Below are 19,308 nucleotides of genomic sequence, written 5' to 3'. Positions count from 1 at the left end.
GATGCCATGGCCAGCCTTGCCGCCATCCGCGAGCGCCTACGGAGCAGCAGGCTTGACCAGCTGCGCAAAGAAGTCGGCGCGATTGTTCCCCATCACCCCGGATCAGAGGTCTGGCTGTTTGGCTCCTTAGCTCGGGGCGACGGGGATGCCTATTCAGACATCGATTTGCTCGCGGTTGCTCCCTCGAAGGCAGACGCCGCTGCACTGGCGGATGCCCTGCAAGCTGCCTGCATTGGTGACGATGTCCTTGCCCTCAGCACCGATCGCTGGCAGCAGCTGAAAAACGGAGACGATCCGTACTGGCGCGCGATCGGCCAAGAAGCCCTGCCACTCGTCCGGCCATGACACCGCGAGCAGAGGCTTGGATCCGTCAAGCCACGAGCGATCTCAAGGCTGGGCGTTGCATGAAGTCGGAAGGTTTTTATGCGCAGGCCTGCTATCTCGCAGGGCAAGCGGCCGAGAAGGCCTTGAAGGCTTTGGTTGTTGCCATCGGGATCACACCGCCTCACAGCCATGCGTTGGAGCGCTTGGTTGAGGTTCTGGAGCAACACGACCTCGATACCGCCGCCATCCGTGCTCTTCGTCTCAAACCCTTGAGCAGGATGAGCAGTGAGACCTGTTATCCCCATGGAGACGAGGCCCCCATTGATTTGTTTGACGCGAACGACAGCAAGGAAGCACTGACCACCGCAGAAGCTGTTGTGCAGATCGCCGCAGCACATCTGGCAGGCTGAGCCGATTCGGGCGATCCACCGTGGCGGCGGCCAACTCCACCAGCACCCAACCTCTGCTGCTGCTGGTGGATGGCCACTCGCTGGCATTCCGCAGTTTCTATGCCTTCAGCAAAGGAGGCGAGGGAGGCCTGAGCACCAAGGAAGGCGTACCCACCTCCGTGACCTACGGCTTCCTCAAGGCCCTGCTCGATAACTGCAAAGGTCTGGTCCCGCAGGGGGTGGTGATCGCCTTCGACACGGCCGAGCCCACCTTCCGCCATGAAGCGGATGAGACCTACAAAGCTCACCGCGATGTGGCGCCTGAGCACTTCTTCCAGGACTTGGGCAACCTGCAGCAGATCCTGCAGCAGGCGCTCGATATCCCGCTGTGCATGGCCCCCGGCTACGAAGCCGATGACGTGCTCGGCACCCTGGCCAACCGCGCCGCCAACGCCGGCTGGCGGGTGCGGATCCTGTCGGGCGACCGCGACCTCTTTCAGCTGGTGGATGACCAGCGCGACATCGCGGTGCTCTACATGGGTGGCGGCCCCTACGCCAAGAGCAGCGGCCCGGTAGAGATGCGCCGCGATGGCGTGGTCGCCAAGCTCGGCGTCACCCCCGAAGAGGTGGTGGACCTCAAGGCCCTCACCGGCGACAGCAGCGACAACATCCCAGGCGTGAAGGGCGTCGGCCCGAAGACGGCGATCAACCTGCTGAACGCCTACACCGATCTCGATGGCATCTACACCGCCCTAGCCGATCTCCAGGCCGCGGGACCGAAGGCCAAGGACCCCAAAGGCGTGCTCAAGGGGGCACTGCTGGGCAAGCTTGATGCCGACCGTGACAGCGCCTACCGCTCGCGCATGCTCGCCGAAATCCTGGTGGACATTCCGCTGCCCCAGGAGCCGCGCCTGCAGCTAGGTGCGGTGAATGCCGAAGCACTGGCCGAAAGCCTCGAGGAGCTGGAGCTGTTCAGCCTGCGGCGCCAGGTGAACCAGTTTGCTGAGGTGTTCTCAGCGGAAGCGACCGGCGCTGAGCAGGACTCTCCGAAGCCGGATATCCACGGATATCCAGACGCGGACACCACCGCAACAACCACGCCCCCCTCGAGCGAAGCCCCGCAACTAGAGCCCCAGCTGATCGACAGCGCCGACTCCCTGGCGGCCCTGACGGAGCGATTGCTGGCCTGCACCACCGCCACAGCACCAGTGGCGCTGGACACGGAAACCACCAGCCTCAACCCCTTCCAGGCCGAGTTAGTGGGGGTGGGGGTGGCCTGGGGAGACGGGCCAGCGGATCTGGCCTACATCCCGATTGGTCATCCGCTGCCCCTGGATCAGGTGCTCACCGCCCTGGCGCCGTGGCTGGGCAGCCGCCAGCACCCCAAAACCCTGCAAAACGCCAAATACGACCGATTGATCCTGCTGCGCCATGGCCTGCCCCTCGAAGGCGTGGTGATGGACACGCTGCTGGCCGATTACCTACGCGATGCCAACGCCAAGCACAGCCTGGAGCTGCTGGCCCAGCGCAACTTCGGCTTCCTGCCGACGAGCTACAGCGAGCTGGTGCCCAAGGGCGCTGATTTTTCTGTGGTGCCGATCGAGCAGGCCGCTCTCTACTGCGGCATGGACGTGCACGTGACCCGCCGCTTGGCACCGCTGCTGCGGGCCCAACTGGAAGAGCTCGGCCCGCAGTTGCCGCAGCTGCTGGATCAGGTGGAGCTACCCCTGGAGCCGGTGCTGGCGCTGATGGAAGCCACCGGCATCCGCATCGACACGGCCTATCTGGCGGAACTGAGCACCGAACTGGGCGGCACACTGCTGCGCCTTGATGCGGAAGCCAAAGCAGCCGCCGGGACGGACTTCAACCTCGCCTCGCCCAAGCAGCTAGGCGAACTGCTGTTCGACACACTGGGCCTGGATCGCAAGAAATCCCGCAAAACCAAAACCGGCTGGAGCACCGATGCCGCCGTGCTTGAAAAGCTGGAAGACGCCCACCCGGTGGTGGCCCTGGTGCTTGAGCACCGCACCCTCAGCAAGCTCAAGAGCACCTACGTGGATGCGCTGCCGGCGTTGATGGAACCGGAAACGGGACGGGTGCATACCGATTTCAACCAAGCGGTGACCGCTACCGGGCGCCTCTCCAGCAGCAATCCCAACCTGCAAAACATCCCGGTGCGCACCGAGTTTTCGCGCCGCATCCGCAAGGCCTTCCTGCCGGAAGCCGGCTGGCAGCTGATCAGCGCCGACTACTCCCAGATCGAGCTGCGCATCCTGGCCCACCTCTCCGGTGAAGAGGTGCTGGTGGAGGCCTACCGCAACGGCGACGACGTACACGCCCTCACCGCCCGGCTGCTGCTGGAGAAAGACGAGGTGAGCGCCGATGAACGCCGCCTCGGCAAAACGATCAACTTCGGCGTGATCTACGGCATGGGTGCCCAGCGCTTCGCCCGTGAAACCGGCGTCAGCCAGGCTCAGGCCAAGGAGTTTCTGAGCAAATACAAGCAGCGCTACCCAAAGGTGTTTGCCTTCCTGGAGCTGCAAGAGCGGCTGGCCTTGAGCCGCGGCTACGTGGAAACGATTTTGGGCCGCCGGCGCCCCTTCGCCTTCGACCCAAGTGGCCTGGGGCGCCTGTTGGGCAAAGACCCGCTGGAGATCGATTTGGAGGTCGCCCGCCGAGGGGGCATGGAGGCCCAGCAGTTACGCGCCGCGGCCAATGCGCCGATCCAGGGCTCCAGCGCCGACATCATCAAGGTGGCGATGGTGCAGCTCCATCACAAGCTCATCGCCAGCGGCTTGCCGGCCAGGCTGCTGCTGCAGGTGCACGACGAACTGGTGCTGGAGGCCGCCCCCGACGCCCTCGAGCAGGTGCTGAACCTCACACGTGAAACCATGGAGCGCGCGGTTGAGCTATCTGTTCCCCTGCGGGTGGAAACAGGCGTCGGCCCCAACTGGATGGAAGCGAAGTAAGAGCACTGATGCAGCCGCGGGGCAAATGCACAGCGGTTGATCACAAGCCGTTGCAAACAAGTTAAACGTCTGAACTCAGCAACACAGCGAGCAGACCGCATGGCCCTCCGCTTCAGCTACCGAATCAACTCTGTGGCGCTGAACAAGTGTTCAGCGCAGCCAACCCGACAGAGCGTTCTCAGCCCTAGCTGTTGTGTCTCACCACGTTGATCAGCAGAGCAGCTCGTTGAGCCGCTGCTGAGGTGATCGGCCGCCGAGTGCTGTGTGCTTCCTGAGACGGTTATAGATCGACAGGTAGCGAGGCAGCCACTGATTGCGTTCTTCTGAGTTCTGGAACGGCATCCCGTAGGCCCATTCCCGGCACAGGGTCTGGATGAACCGTTCGGCTTTGCCGTTGGTCCTCGGCGTGTAGGGCCTGGTGCGGATGTGCCTGAGGCCCAGGACCTTGCACGCCTTGGCAAAGCTGCGTGAGACGTAGGCGGGACCGTTGTCAGACATGACCTGCCGGCACTCGACGCCCTGACTGTTGAACCAAGCCACAGCTCGGCTCATAAAGCCAATGGCCGTGGCCTGCTGCTCGTCCGCGAGCACCTCGACATAAGCAAGCCGTGTGGCGTCATCAATGGCGACGTGGACGCGGTCGTAGCCAACGCCCGTGGAGCGGCCCTGCTGGCGGTTGCCAGTGATGCGGTGACCGACTTTGCGAAAGCGGGCGAGCTTTTTGACGTCGATATGGATCAGCTCTCCGGGATGCTCCCGCTCGTAGCGCTGGACTGGAGGTTTGGGCTCGAGATTCCGCAACCGCCCCAGACCAAGGCGGTTGAGCACCCTGGCCACGGTGGAGAAGGGTGCGACCAGAAGCCTGGCGATGTGGCGGAGGTGGAGGCGTTGGTGACGGAGATCCACGGCCTGCTGCAGTTGCCGCGGATCGAGCGTCCGCCGCTGGGTGCGGCGAACACTCCGTCGATCAGCCAGAGAAGCAGCACCACCTGAGCGGTAGCGGGCCAGCCACTTGTAGGCGCAGCGGAGACTGATGCCTGCTTCTGCAGCCAGTTCAGCGAGGGGACGACGGTCTTGGAGGTGTTGATTGACGAGCCTGAGACGGCTCTTCTGTGTCAGTCGGGCATTGGGATGGCTATGCATGGGGCGTGAGGTCTGGGTTGCTGGGTCGCACCTCAACCCGTAGCGGCCTCACACCTTCTTGTCAGCTGACCAACCTGCTGAGACTGAACACCTAGCAGCTCGGAACCCTCCAACACAGATCAATCGCTGAAGGACACAAAACAATCGATGCAGGAGTCGCCACCCTCCTGCATCGATCTGTTAACCAGCTTCTGAAGACGAGAAGCCCCTCAGCCCTAAGGCTGAGGGGCTATCGCCGTTAAGTCATGTCGTACTGCTGAGTCTGCTGCTGCTCCAGCTGAGTAAGGAGCGCGTCAAAGCCCTGCACCGTCACGAGAGTGCCCGTGGATTCAGCAACAGGATCCGGCACCTGCTGCTCCGCTTCAATGGCGTTTTGGCCAATGAAGGCTGAGCTGTCCCACTGCTGCATGCCCTGTTGAGAGAGATCAGCCATAGACATGGAATCAGAACCTAAGTACTGACCTTCACCCTGATGCAGGCTTTGCCCCCATTCGGCATCAATCACCGCGAGATCATTGATATCGAGGGCACCATCAAAGTTGGCATCAACATCACGGCTGTAACCACGGCTGACACCTGCATTCAGGAAGGCCAAGTCTTTCATGCTGACGCGACCGTCATAGTTGAGGTCGGCCTGGTAGGTGACCAGATTTTTCTGCTGGAATGCAGACATGGCAGCCGTATCCCAGTGATAGCCACCGAGCGCGTCAATTTGGAAGCCGAGGGCTGCACTGTCAAGAACCGATCCAGCATCACCGTACACATTGATCTCTGTGGTGATCTCGGCTGTAGCACCAACAGCCAAGGCGTCTGAACCACCTGCAATCCAGCTCTTAGAGGTGGCAACGCCAGCCTGGCTGAGGTCAGTGAGCGACAGATCCTGAAGGGTAAATTCACCTTCATTACGCCACTGTGTGGTGCGCTCTAGAGTGTCTCCTGAACGAATCAGATTGGTGAATCCTCCTTCACCCGGCTTGATTACCTGGCGCTCAGTCCCCAAGGCGAAGACATCATCCGTCAACAGATCCACCTGCGCAGCACGGGCAATCAGCTGAAGCTCATCGGTGAGCAAGGCCGCCTCGCCGCCGAGATCACCGAGCGACATGAGGTCAGAGAACATGATCTCATGAACATTGGCAGCAACACTGAACTGCAGCGATTGCTGCCAGGATTCAGAGTTCGTAAAGCCGTAGCGATCGGCCAGCCGCTCAGCAAGGATCTGCTGGTCAAGATCATCGCGCGGGGTGAGAGAGATCACGGCAATCGGAGCTTTTTCCGAGATGCCCTGGCCAGCGCCCATGGCGCCCAGACCAGCACCTTCAAAACGAAGGGTGCTGCCATCAAGCTGGACGCGACGCTGCACAGCAAGGTCATCGGAGAAGAAGATCTGCTCCCCACTGAGCTCAAAGACATTGAGGAAGTCGTCACCAAGGTCGAAGGTGACATCCAGGGTGTCGATGCTGGCATCGCGCAACGACTCAGCCGTGAGCATCAGGTAGAACTGAGCGGAGCGCTCAGCCTGTGAACCGAAGGGGCGCAGCACGAGCTCATTCGATTGATCGCCGGTGAAATCCGGAAGCTTGTGCAAACTCAGCCCGAGATGCAAAGCCTTAGCCACAACATCGGATTCAGCGTCAGTCAAAAGCCCATCGGCGGGGTCAGGATCGACAGGAGCAGGAGCGCCACCGTCTGCAGGAGCCCCATCCGCAGCAGGCAATCCAACTAATACTTCGGAATCAGAGACTGCAAAAATATCTTTGGGTAGACCTGTGAGGCCAGTATTGCGCTCAACAATGTCGGCAAAGCTCTGTTCCTTGGCCCAGGCCTCATAAAAGTCGAGGTCATCGACCCTAGAGAGGTAGTAGAAGCGATCACCCTCCTGCAGACGATCCAGTTGTTCATGAATGATGGTCCAAAAGGTGGAGCCCAGCAGTGAATCCTCGAATTTCTGCTCAGCCAGACCGCCCACCCAGGCATCAACGCGATCAATACCCGAAACCAAGGCACTGCCGTCGTCCTGGATCAACAGGTGTACATCAGGATTGAACTGACGGAAGGCCTCCACGTCGGTGGCCAGAATCTCAAGGTCGGGATAGGCGGAACGCAACCGCTCCAGCTCCGCATCAGCAAGACCATTACGGAGCTGGAAATCCTCCCAGCTGGCGTAGGGAGTCATGCTCTCAAGACCCACAAAGCTGATGGCTTCCTGCACATAAGGATTAGAGGAAGCAAGCAAGCCGGACTTGACCTGATTGAGCGTGCCGAGGCCAAGATCCCAGCCCCTGGCGATATTGAAGGCAGCCAGATCAGCACGCACCCGCACCAAATCGTTGCGAACGGCATCGACCACCTGCGGATCAACCTCCTCAGCAGGCTGCAGAGCCATACCTCCGAGGATGCGGGCAACGCCAAGCTGCTCATAGCCAGGCACGGGGGTGTAACCCCTAGAGGCCAAGACACTCAGCGCGGCATCGCCGGTGAGGGGCGCCGCAGAGCCTGGACCATCAGGGTCAAACGTGAAGGCCCCCGCCTCATTGGTGGGGTTGAGGAAAAGATCCACCAGCGGCACGCGCACTGGCTGCCCGTCAGCATCAAGGATCGTGAAATCGTCAGCAATCATAGTGTGGCCCACGCGATAGGCCATTGCTGCAAACTCGTGGCTAATGCGGGCGTCCGTAGCCGGTTGATAATCATCGAAGCCGTGCTCGCCAGAACCACGTATCCCAGCACTCCCCAACAGAATCTCGGCAAACTCAGTAAAGATGATGCGCTGATACTCCGTTTCGTTGATAGTTTTGGCTGCCTGGAAGACCTCCTCCGGCGTAACATCAAGACCAGCCGCTGAGTAGAGCTCCGTTAGTTGGTCAACGTGATAGTTGTGATTACGCGCCCAGATCGAGTGAATCGAAGAGAGGGCGACATTCTCGTTCGGCCTGCCGTCACCAGCGACAACATGCTCGAGAGGCGAGACAAATGGGTTGAGATCAACAAGCAGGGAGTAGCCCGATCCGAGAAAATCACGGTTGAGCTCGGCGATGACAGCCGAGTCGTAGTCAGAGGTGTCAGCGTTGATCAGAGCGGGGTAGTACTCCGTCAGGGTCAAGTCACCAAGCTTGGTGCCAGTGAAAATAGTCTGAGCTGCGATGTGGTGGTCCAGCAGTGTGCGCAGTGTCGGCAGCAACTTGAATCCGGGAGCGGAAGGATCATCGCCACCTGACATCAAATGAGATCCCAAACCACGCGCGCCGTCGGATTCACGCAGGAATTGACCAACCAGGGCAGTGGAGCCATAAGCCTGGTTTTGATCAACGAAGGGGGATGTCTGGTTGAGGTGCTGCGGGCCATCAGCATCCCAACCGGTGATCGTTGCCCGCGTGAGATCTGCAGGGTTATCGGCACCACCAGAACCGACGCCGCCGATGGGAATGGTCCCATTGCCACCCTTCACAACGAAGTCGAGGCCGTGGTCGAAATACTGGGCAAAGGACATCCAGAACAGGTTCGCCTGTCTGCTGGGGGGAGTCTGCGGCTGCTGGGTCGCCACACTGTTGGAAATCAGGCGGGGGTCGAGCCCAGCGAAGATCGGGTTGATCTCAGCGGTGCCAGAGGCGGGGTCAACAGCGCCAAATCGCGCTTCAGTGAGACGAATGAACGGTTCGTTCGCTGCACCGAAGGAGGCATTGGCGCGATTGTTCTCAGCGCCAGCCAGATCACGAACACCAACCGCATCGGCATTCTCGGGATCGAGACGCTCTGGGGCAATCCCACGCACAAGATCAAGAAGATCCTGGGCGTCTCGCAAGGTGAGCGATGCAGACACGTTGCCATCAGCAAGTTCATTGTTCTGATCAGGCGTCATGGGATCAGCTTTCATGATTTCGTTCGCAGCTGTCTGAACAACATCCTGAGGGCGCTGACCAAGGATCGTGCCGGCATCAAGCACAACACGGTGATCGGATTCAAGGCTGGTCACATCAACATCAACGCCAGCGCCATCACTACTGATCGTGATGGTGTTGGTGCGCAGGCTGGTGGGATTAAAGTCACCAATCACCTGAACACGTTGGGTACCAGTTCGGCCAGCACCACTCACATTAATCGTTAACTCTTCAATCTCTATCACTTCAGCGATGACGGCAAAGTTATCGGTCGTCAGTGGCGCAATAGCAGACAGATTACCGGTACCCCGAAGAATCACGATCTCGGTAGTGTCAGCGATGGCCGCAAAACCTGCCGCCGCTAAATCAGCACGGTGTGATGCATTGACATCCCCTGCCACGGCAATCACACGGAACGTCTCTGTGGTGTTATCACCTTGAATCACCAGGCGATCACCAAGCTCACGGTTAGCACCACCGTCAACAGAATCGCGGCCGCCGCCGCTACTGGCGTTCTCGACAATCGTGCCGGCTGCGGTGTAGGTGAAAACATCATCGTCAGCTCCGCCACGCAGATGGTCATCACCACCACCACCAAACAGCAACGCACGCTGCTCACCGCTATAAATCAGATCATCAGCAGCGTTGGTGGCACCAGCGACAAGATCAAAGACGCCATCACTGAAGCGCAGGCGTTCAATCGATACAAGCGTGTCAAGACCGCCGGTGAGAGTTGAGACCGTAAGGTTGACGCCATTCAGGTCGAATCTGGCATCCACAACTGCCTGTGCTGGAGGATTAGCCGCGTTGAAAAGACTAGTGGCCACTCCGGCAAAGTTGGCAAGGTCAACACCGTCACCGCCATTGAGCAGATCGGAACCAACGCCACCAGAGAGATAGTCATCACCACCATTACCGAGCAGAATATCAGCTCCTGCACCACCAAAGATATAATCCAGATCAGCCGTACCCGTCAGCGTATTGGCAGAAGCAGTGCCAACAATTGCATTGAAGATGGGTGCCTCAAAGGTATTAGTGAAACCAGCTGCATCGATATAGCTGGCTGTCATCGACAGCTGCCGGCCGGGCGTGGCGGCCAACACCAGCTCACCGGCAGCCGAGAGCGGCAGCGCAGTGGCAGAATCAGCGGCATCAAAGAAGGAAACAGAAACTGAGCTTGGATCAACAAGCCCTAGCGGATTACCAGGTGTGACGTTATTCGCGTCAAAAAGGGCAGGAGCGGCAAGGCCAACGCGGTTAGCGGCACCGAAGAAACCGAAAATGCCAGTTGTCGACAGCTCCGTGGTTGCCAGCAGACCCGAAGAGAGTGCAGGATCATTAACCAGCCGCAGATCCTGATCGGCGAAACGTGCGACCTCAATATTGCGAAGCCGATCCGTCCCGTCACTCTGCAGGCCCGCGGAAACATTCAGATGCGACACAATGACAGCACCGTCTGCGTCAAAAGCAATGTCGTAATTGTCCCTCAGGTCCTGGAAGACAGCGACATCGAGATTGACATCATCGGGGTTAGAGCCGTCAGCGCGATCGTCATACAGAATCTCACGCACAGCATGCATCTCACCAGGATCAATGGCCCCTGAAACGAGATCAACGAACAAATCGCTAAGGCTGTCGACCGTAAAATAAGAACCGTCTTTACGAGTCCCCTCTATACGCACATTGAGCCAGGCATCACCATCAATGAGATCATCGCCAACTCCACCCATAATGGTGTCACTGCCATCACCGCCGAGGAAGATCTGGCCGTCCGAATTCCCATCGATATTGGGGTCACCGAAGGCAACAGCATCTGGATCAGCAAGATCTTCACCACCAAGCACAGCGCGCAGGCCACGAATCCTGTCGACACCAGCCTGTGTGAGCTGGTTCTGGAACCAGGGATTCTGGTCAATGGAACGAACAGATCCCCTCAGATAGTCGTCATACTTCCAGCCCGATAAGCCTTCAACAGAATCAAAACGGTCACGCAGTATCACCGCCAAGGCAGCATCTGGGATTTCAACTAGACCGGGGATCTGCGGCGTAAGGTCCGTATCAGCCGCAACGGGATCGCCCTTATGAATAGCCCAGTCAAAGCCGTTCATACCATTATTGCGCTGAATGCCTACGCCCTGAACCATAATATCATCGCCATTTTCACCATCATAATCAGTATCGTTACCTTGGCCATTCATGATGTCATGACCAACAATGGGGCTGTTAAAGAACAGCTCCGAATTTTCGCCAGCCATGTAATCAAAGCCTTCGCCACCCTCCATCCAGTCGTCGCCCTCACCTCCCATCATGAGATCAGGAGCTGAACCGCCACGCATAAAGTCGTTATCCTCACCGGCAAACATTTCAGTGCTATCAACGACGGCAAACATCGCGTCTTGACCCGCACCGCCAAAATCAACATCAAGGCCAGCACCATTGACGATCACGTCATCTCCATTTTCACCACGGAGAAAATCATCACCGAAGGGATCAATAATAATGTCATCGCCGTCGCCGCCAAAGACCTGATCAGACTCCATGCCGGCATTGAGATAGTCATCACCGCCATCGCCCCATAGCGTATCGATGCCCTTATCGCCATAGATGGCATCATTCCCCTCTGTTCCGCCCAGAACAACATGTTCACCGCCGGTGAAACGCAAGACGTTGCCATCCACAAAACCGTTACCGTCAAGATCTACAGATCCGTACTGACGGACAACCTTGCTCGTGGCCGCACCCCCCAGGAGAAAATCGAAGAGCGTGGACGCCGTGGGGTCTAGAGAGCCGCGTTGCTCAGCTGTATTTTGGCTTCCAACCAAATCATCAAGGGCTTGATCACCGCTGTAATTGGCTTGAGCCGTATTCAGATCGAGCTCTAAAATGAGATCCGGCACACCCATGATGTGCGCAGACAGGTGGGTCGCATGGGGATCGCCAAGATCCGAGTTCCGCATCACCAGATCGGAGAAGGTTGTGGCCTCCAACTGGGTCAGTAGGTTCATCCCCTGCGTACGACTCAGGTAATAGAAGCGGTCTCCGTTCTGCAGCTGCTCCATCTGGTATTGGAAGACTGCGTTGAAGGTTTCTCCCAGCTGGCCGCCGAATTCATTCACCTGCTCTGCCAGACCCCCGATCCAGAGGTCCACATCATTGATGCCCGTCTCCTGGTCGGCATACGCACCCGTACCCCTCAGGAAATCCAGAGCATCAGGAGGGGGAACTTGACCATCCAGCGACGTGTTGAACACGATGGACATCGCGGCGCGACGCTTGGCCTCAACGCTTGTAGCCTCTGTGATAGTGGTGTGTGTGCCATAGGCAGCGATGAGATTCACCACCGACATCGGATTCTTCAGATGTTGGAAGAAACCATGGGAATCAGCTTGATTTGGATCAACCGTCCAGCCGGTGTAGGGCTTGAGCTGAACAGCCCCGGTCATCGCATAGAGCTGAGCCCGGGTCTGATTCAGTGACGGGATCCCCAGTTCACGTCCGCGGGCCAAGTTGAGACTGGCCAAGTCAAGCGGCGCCCCTAGCAGATTGTTGCGCAGCGCTTCGACGATGAACTCATCGATCTCTTGATCCACCACACGCGTGATCCCGCGGGCAATGGCACCTGTAGCCGCCTCGGCATCGAGGCCGCTATTGGCAAACTCCAGCGGGTTGAGAAAGGATTGAATCAGGCCGAGATCGCTAGAAGCCAGATCCGCTTCCAGTCTGGCGACTCCATCACCCAGCTGGGAGTGACCAAAGCGGTAGACCGCGTGGGCGAACTCGGCAACAATACGAGCATCAAGATCTGCCGAGTTGGTAAACACGAATGGAGCAATATTTGGCTGGATTCGACGAGCAAATTCCTCAAAAACGATATGCTGATACTGCATCTCGGTGGAGAATTTTGCCGCCTGGAACAGGCGTTCACCATCCCACTGCAGCCCAGCAGCGAAAGCAGTCAGGTCAGCATCACTGGCCTGAGCGGACGTGAGTTCAACAGCGTCAGCGAGGGGGATACGCAACCACTCATTGATACCCTCCAGGTCACCGCTGCGCAGAATCGTGAGCTTGTTGGCCTCAAGCACACGGTTATGCTCGCCATGAAAAACACTATGGATGGCCGTGAGGGCGATATTTTCGTTACCACGACCATCGCCGGTCACATAGTGAGCATCCAGTAGTTCGTTGTCGTACGTCGTGAAGCCACCCCGAGCATCCGGCACCGCGTCAGAGAGGCCAACAGCCATGTCGGCATCCGGCAGCAGCTGTCCATCAACGATCACGGGAACAGCGGCCCGATTGATGTCATCCAGGAAAGCTTGGGCAATCCGGCTCACATTTAGCGCGGATGGAATCACACCCTCAGCAGTGCCTTCCACAGTGATCGGCTGACCCTGTGCATCCACAGCGAGCAACTGGGCATAGCCGTTCTGGCCCGCAATGAAGCGACCGTAAGGATCGGTCAGAACCTGGGGGATCTTGAGCACATCCCGGTCATCCAGAGCAATGCCGAGATAGGTGAGTGCCTGTGCCTTCACGTCAGCCCAAGTCGCAACACCACCGTCTGCACCGTTCAGCAAGCGGCCTGTGGCCACGGTGAGACCGGCCTCCCACTCAGGCTGAGCAGGATCGGTCAGCAGAGCACCAGTGACACGATCAATGCGCTGATACTCCCTCAGGAAGACCTGATGCGAGGGATGAGAGGTATAGGTCTGGTTCTGATCAATCCAGGGTGTGATCAGATTCGTGCCAGGGTTGCCAGAGGCTCGAGTGAGAGCCATGAAATTGGAAGAACTGCCCTCCACATACAAAGGGTCATCAGGTTGAAGCGGGATGTACACCGTTCCCTGGCCACCCTTGGCAAGCAGGTCAAGTCCGTGGTCGAAGAACTGACCAAAAATCGTCATCCAGCTGCTGTTACCCGGCGAAAGGCCGATATCAGCGCTGCGATGCTCCACAACAATGGAGCCATCCGACGTGATCGTGACACCGGTTTCAGCCAGGGCATTCGTTAATGCCGTTCGCGCATCAGCCTGGTCCGCCTCGGCGGCCAAAGGATCAAGGAGCACACGCGCCTGCTCATGCAGGATGAGCGCCTGGCCATCAGGATCCTCGTGACCCGCCAAACGTAGAGCGGATGCGATAGCAGCAGGGTTGCTGATGGTCTGATCAACGATCAGATTCGAAATGGTGCGAACAGATGCATCAACGACACTGTTGGGATGAATGCCCGGATCGTTCTGAGGGTTGGGAGACTCTGGGTCATAGCTGCTGTTCGTGACCTCAAGCAAACTGGCGGGATCAGGATTGAGATCCAGGCTGGGGCTTCCGGTCTCGCTGATGTAGCTGGGATCAACCAGGCGAGCAAATGATTGATCAGCCGCGCCCGTGAGAACCCCGTCTGGCGATCCAGGAATCAGCTGGTTGTAGCTACCATCAACATGGCGCAGGCCCAGGGGAAGATTCGCCGCATTGACAAAGGTTGTTCCCGTGATCGCAGGGGAGCCAGTGGCTACCTCTGTAATGATGTCGAGCAGGTTCTCACCGGCAGATTCGCGCTCGGCAATCTTGATATTCTCAAGAATCCGTTGTAAGTCGGCGTAATTAACGTGGAATGAACTGGCCATGAACTGTGTCCGAGGAAGTGCACAGGAGGAAGTGACATAGCCAAGGGAGGCCTACGAAACCTGAGGCCTTTCCAGCTATGACCTCCATAACCATGACGAGCTGATCAGCGACCTTCTGGGGCAGAACGCCAGAACCGCGTAAATCGGACAAACCTGCGCACTCAGGCAGCACAAAACGCAGGCTTGTCCCAAAAGCGACGTTCCAATGCCTGAGCCAGGCCATTCACAAACCGGCTGATCACCATGGCTGAGGTCTTGGTTGGTGTATGGCACTCACAAGCGATCCTCTGCAGACCGAGAGCAACTTCAGCGCCTCTGTTGATCTACAGGAGCCACTGACGTCACCGCTCAGCGAACCCATTGAGACAGCCAGCGATGTGATGAACACGCTGGGAGTTCTGGACAGCACACCTCCAGTCCGATCACCAGAGCAGTTCGATCAGCTGGATACAGCCATCGCGGCCCTTGGAGGAGAGATCACAACAACCACCGTCCCGGATCAACTGACAGGTCCCACGGAGGTCAGCACCCCCCCCCTTCTGCAATCAGCCATTGGCCAGGACGCGTTTCTGACCTATCAGCCGCTGGCGCTGCAACAGAGACTGGTGCTTGAAGACCGCCCCTTCAGCCTTGAGCTTCAGAGCCTGTTGCCGCAAGCGCAGAACGTGGAGCAGCTCCAGATCCTGAATCAGGCAGACGGTCAGCCCATCGACTGGCTGACTTACGAGTGGCGATTACCCGATGCCACCTTGGCAGAGAAGGTGGTGATTGAAGGCCTGTTCCAAGATCCCTTAGGCGATGGGATGCAGTTGGATGTGGTGGTCACAGACACGCGCCATGACGGCCTCGGCCTGATCGGCCTGGAGCTGGATCTGCTCTGGAAGTCCGATGCAGTGGAGCTGGAGCGAGTCAACCTCACACCATCACTGCCGCTGTTTCGTGATACAGGCACCCTCGATGCAGCAGCAGGAAGCCTGAGTGGGCTGGTTGCCGCAAGCCTGCCCAGCAGTGGCAACGGTGAAATTCTTGGCGACAACTGGCGAGAGAGCTTTGCGCAGCTCAACTATCGGCTGCTCGGCAATGGGACAGAAGGCCCCGATCTCACGATCATTCCCCGCAACTATCCCGCACGCGGGAACACCACCCTCTCTGCGGAACAGATAGTGGTGGTCGACAGTCAGAGCCGCCCCATTCCAGTGCTGTTCGGCCTGGCCCAGCAGGCACAGGTGGGTGAGCACCGACTGGTTCTACAAGCCATCGACAACGCAGGTCAAGCGTGGCAGCAGACGGTGGTTCTCAACGTTCTCAATGTCAATGATGCGCCCACGGCCATTGCGATGGAAGCGTTCGAGATCTTGGAGGACGAAGCCTTCACGATCAGCCTGGCTGATGCCTTCCAGGATGACGATGTCAGCGTAGGTGACAGCCTCAGGTATCAGCTGAGCAACGGATCTCCGGATTGGTTGGTGCTGGATGAACGAAGCGGCTTACTAAGCGGGCAACCGGGCAATGGCGAGGTGGGCAGCTGGCAGATCGGTGTGGAAGCCCGGGATCAGAGTGAAGCCACCACTGAGCAAACCGTGAAGCTTGTGGTGATCAACACCAACGATGCACCGCTCTGGAATGGTCAACCTCTGCCGGAGATCTGGGTTCGGCAGGACCGTCCGTTTGAGATCAGGCTGCCGGAGCAAAGCTTCAGCGATGTTGATGCCGGAGATCAGCTGCGCTACAGCTTGGATCTACAGGATGCTCAGCAGCTTGCTTCGATACTGACAATCGATGCAGGAAGTGGGACGATTAGCGGCCTGCTTCCAGCAAATGAAACAGGAGTGCTGAACCTTCAGCTGGTCGCAACGGATCTCGCCGGTGCGTCAGCCTCTGCGCCTCTGCGTCTGAGGGTGGTTGATCACGACTTTAACCGCAGCCCCTATCGGATTGGTCCAGAGCTGGAGCAGATCACCCTGCAGGAAGGCGAGACATTCCAATTGGAGATCAGCAATCTCTTTCAGGACGATGATATCCCAATTGGTGACCGTCTCAGGTTTGAGGTGGATGCTCCAAACTGGCTGCAATTCGATCCACAGCGCAACAGCCTGATCGGTAGCGCGGATAACGATGCCGTGGGCCGGCATGCCATCCGACTGCAGGCGATTGATCGAGCTGGATCCCTAGCGGAGAAGCGCTTCTTGCTGCAGGTTGAGAATAACAACCAGGCCCCCTTTCGCCTGGATGGTGCTTTTGACGAGCGCCCCATACTGGTGAGCAGCGATCTATGGCTGGATGCTAGGGATCTATTCGGAGATCTCGATCTAATTCATGGCGACGAACTCAGCTTCAGCCTCCAAACAAACCGCAAAAGCAATTTGGGCTTTGATCCTGGCACAGGTGAACTGAGGTTCTCACCAGATGAAAGCGATAAAGGCCTACACCGACTATTTCTCACCGCAACGGATCGCAGTGGTGCCAGCAGCCTTTACCAGCTGAACCTCGATGTCATCACGGCTGAGCAGGGGGGAGACATGGAGCCGACCTACAGTGAGGACAACCTGCTCAACATTCAATCCAACCTCTATCTCTCGGCGAGCGGCGAGAGCATCCGTCCGGAGCAGCTGGGGAGCCTGCCGGCTGGCAGCCAACTCTCCATGCGTGTGGAACTCACTGACCAGCGACAGAACAGCCTCAATCCAGGGGTCATCGGGCTTGATCTGGATCTGCGCTGGACAGGTCTGGAGCTGAAACAGCCAGCAGATCGTCCCTTGGAGGAATCGATCAGTGAGGTGTTCCCCCTGTTCCGGCAGGTGGATCGAAGCCGTCTAGATGAGAATCGCCTGCGTTTCAGCGCTGCCAGCCTGCCGGCACTGGGCCTGGGCGAAGCGCTCGGCGACCAACGCGCTGAGACATTTGTTGTCCTTGATTTTGAGCTCACGGATCCCACTGCTCCGATCCGCCTCGATCTGATGCTCAATCAGGAGACAGCGGGTGGACTGGGTCTCGCCCTGGCAGATGGCAGCGGTGGAGGAGGACAACTGGAGATCAAGTCGCTGAGCAGTCAAACGTTGATTGATCGATTGATTCGCCAGGGAGAGAACAGAGCAAAAAACATTCGCCTTCGAGATCTCATAGCCATGCTGAGCAACAACGTCAGGGCTAGCAGCTCATTCAGTGCGATAGCAACGACGAGCCCCATCAGGGAAGCAAACCCAAAGCCAAACCTGGCACCGCTGGTGATCGGAACCATTGGCAGCACTAGGCTGAAGGAGAAAAGCATCATCAGCCTGGATCTATCTGAGCTATTCGATGATCCCGACACAACACCATCACGTGGATCAACCTTGAGCTACAACCTCAAGGTACGTGGCGAGAGCCCAATACAAACCGAGCTGCTCAGCCAGCTACTAAGGATTGATCAATCAACTGAAACACCACGGCTGCTGCTCAAGACACCAGGTCTTCTAGAGATCTTGAGTGGCAATGTGGAAATCATTGCCAGCGACGGACAGCTGTCAACCAGCCAGAGTTTTGATCTGGAGCTGATCCCCTCAGCCGAGATGGTCAGCATCAATGCCAGCCCCCCCCGGCGCTATGACACGCAGGGTGAGTCCGTCCCGCTGGGAAAACTACTGCAGGCACAGCCTTTGTTCTTCGAGGACGAAGCGGATAGCACCGAACTCCAGATCAACAGCAGCCAACCGGTGCGAGTTCACCTCTCCGACAGCTTCCGGGCGCTAGCAGGCCTCTCCGCAGCTGAGGCTGGGCGGTTGGAGCGCCAGTGGCAGAACACGGGTGCATCGGGGGAAGACTCCGACACAACACAGCTGACGATTCCGATCTCCGAGCTACTTGCCCTGCTGGCAGACAACGGCGATATCTTTGACCTCAACTGGCTTGAGATCACCCCTGAATCCAACAGCGATGGTGCCATCTTCCTGGCGGTGTCCACCAGGACCAGGGTTCGCGGTGATGACGGCAGTCGCTTCGGCATCCAGCAAAGCCCATGGATGGAAACAAGGCTGATCGTGCCCCAACTGATCCCCGAATCAGCAGCAGAGTTAACCACTCCGGTGCAGCTGTTCACGCCAGCACCTACTGGACCAGAGACACGCACAGCCGAATTCCCGACCCTGGACGACGGAAGAGTGCGCCGCGACATGCGGGGGAACAACCAACCGCTGCTATTACCCGAGCCCACAGCAGGAAGCCAGTCCAGGCAGACGGATGAACCCGCATCTCTCCTGAGCGAGTCAGCCCTGAAGCGCCGACCCCTGCAGCAAACCGGAGATCCTGATGATCAGGGAAACACCGGGATCGAACCCTGGCAACAACGGCGGCGAGTGGAAGCGCGCCAACCCGATGCCTTCAGCAACATCCTGCGGAATCTGCTCGAGGCCTTCCAGCATCCGGCCAGCCTGGCGGGCCTGGTGATCACGATGATGACGATGCCTGCCGGTGGTGAGCGTGGTCTGCGCTCCCTGGTCCTCCAATCGAAACTAGGCCGGGCGATTCAGCTGCGGCGCCGCAATCCGGAGCTGAAAGCGGCATGGCATCTGTGGCTTTGCCCGGTTAGCGGCACTCCAGTGCCGCTGCAACTGCTGATCGAGCACGGCCGCATCAGCCTGCAGAGCGATCAGAGCCATGCGCCGACCAGCTTGCTGGTCACCCGTGATCTTGATCAGCAGGCTTCTCTCTGGCGGCTGATCTGCGGCAGTAGCCATCCAGGCGCGCTGCTGGCCGAGGTAAGCCGCATGCTCGAGCGCGTGCTCCACCACCAGGAGGAGGAGCTGAATTGGCGAAGCTGGCTGGATCACATGGCACGGCACCGCGATCCTTCCGCCAACCGTGACAACCGAATCCAACTGCAGCAGTTGCAGCAATCACTCTTGCTGGCCCAGGGCATTGATCAGGCCATGGCTGATGCCCTGATGGTGAGTGAACTCCTCAACTGCCAAGTGCAGCTGGGATTGATGCCCTCCATGACCTGAAC

At 58.4% G+C, this 19,308-nt stretch carries 6 protein-coding genes; 4 read left to right on the top strand and 2 right to left on the bottom strand.

The genetic code is table 11. The annotated features are described in order from the left end of the window. Nucleotides 1-6 precede the first annotated feature (6 nt). The 3 genes from KJJ24_RS00560 to polA are packed head-to-tail and all read left to right on the top strand — an operon-like array spanning nucleotide 7 to nucleotide 3,682. Nucleotides 7-345 carry a nucleotidyltransferase family protein gene (locus KJJ24_RS00560; RefSeq protein WP_214340052.1) on the top strand — a complete coding sequence of 113 codons (339 nt, stop codon included), beginning with the start codon at nucleotides 7-9 and terminating at the stop codon, nucleotides 343-345. Continuing rightward, complete coding sequence (locus tag KJJ24_RS00555) at nucleotides 342-734, top strand: HEPN domain-containing protein (protein WP_214340050.1); 393 nt, start codon at nucleotides 342-344, stop codon at nucleotides 732-734. Before KJJ24_RS00560 ends, KJJ24_RS00555 begins: the two co-directional genes overlap by 4 nt. 20 nt (nucleotides 735-754) lie before the next feature. Beyond that, on the top strand, nucleotides 755-3,682 hold the full coding sequence (gene polA / locus KJJ24_RS00550; RefSeq protein ID WP_214340048.1) for a DNA polymerase I: 2,928 nt from the start codon (nucleotides 755-757) through the stop codon (nucleotides 3,680-3,682). 210 nt (nucleotides 3,683-3,892) lie between these two features. Here the strand turns inward: polA and KJJ24_RS00545 are convergent, their stop codons facing one another. Both KJJ24_RS00545 and KJJ24_RS00540 read right to left on the bottom strand, forming a co-directional pair. After that, nucleotides 3,893-4,825: an IS481 family transposase gene (locus tag KJJ24_RS00545; protein WP_214340046.1), complete on the bottom strand. Its 933-nt coding sequence runs from the start codon at nucleotides 4,823-4,825 to the stop codon at nucleotides 3,893-3,895. A 238-nt stretch (nucleotides 4,826-5,063) separates the two neighbouring features. Further along, nucleotides 5,064-14,327, bottom strand: a complete 9,264-nt coding sequence (locus tag KJJ24_RS00540; RefSeq protein ID WP_214340043.1) for a peroxidase family protein — start codon at nucleotides 14,325-14,327, stop codon at nucleotides 5,064-5,066. 266 nt (nucleotides 14,328-14,593) lie between these two features. Between KJJ24_RS00540 and KJJ24_RS00535 the strand changes: the two genes are divergently transcribed. After that, nucleotides 14,594-19,306 carry a putative Ig domain-containing protein gene (locus tag KJJ24_RS00535; RefSeq protein WP_214340041.1) on the top strand — a complete coding sequence of 1,571 codons (4,713 nt, stop codon included), beginning with the start codon at nucleotides 14,594-14,596 and terminating at the stop codon, nucleotides 19,304-19,306. The last annotated feature ends 2 nt before the right edge of the window (nucleotides 19,307-19,308 follow it).

It is taken from the genome of Synechococcus sp. LA31 (assembly GCF_018502385.1).
Lineage (GTDB): Bacteria > Cyanobacteriota > Cyanobacteriia > PCC-6307 > Cyanobiaceae > Vulcanococcus.
Note: the sequence above shows the minus strand (reverse complement) of the source record. Positions and strands in the feature narration are given on the sequence as shown.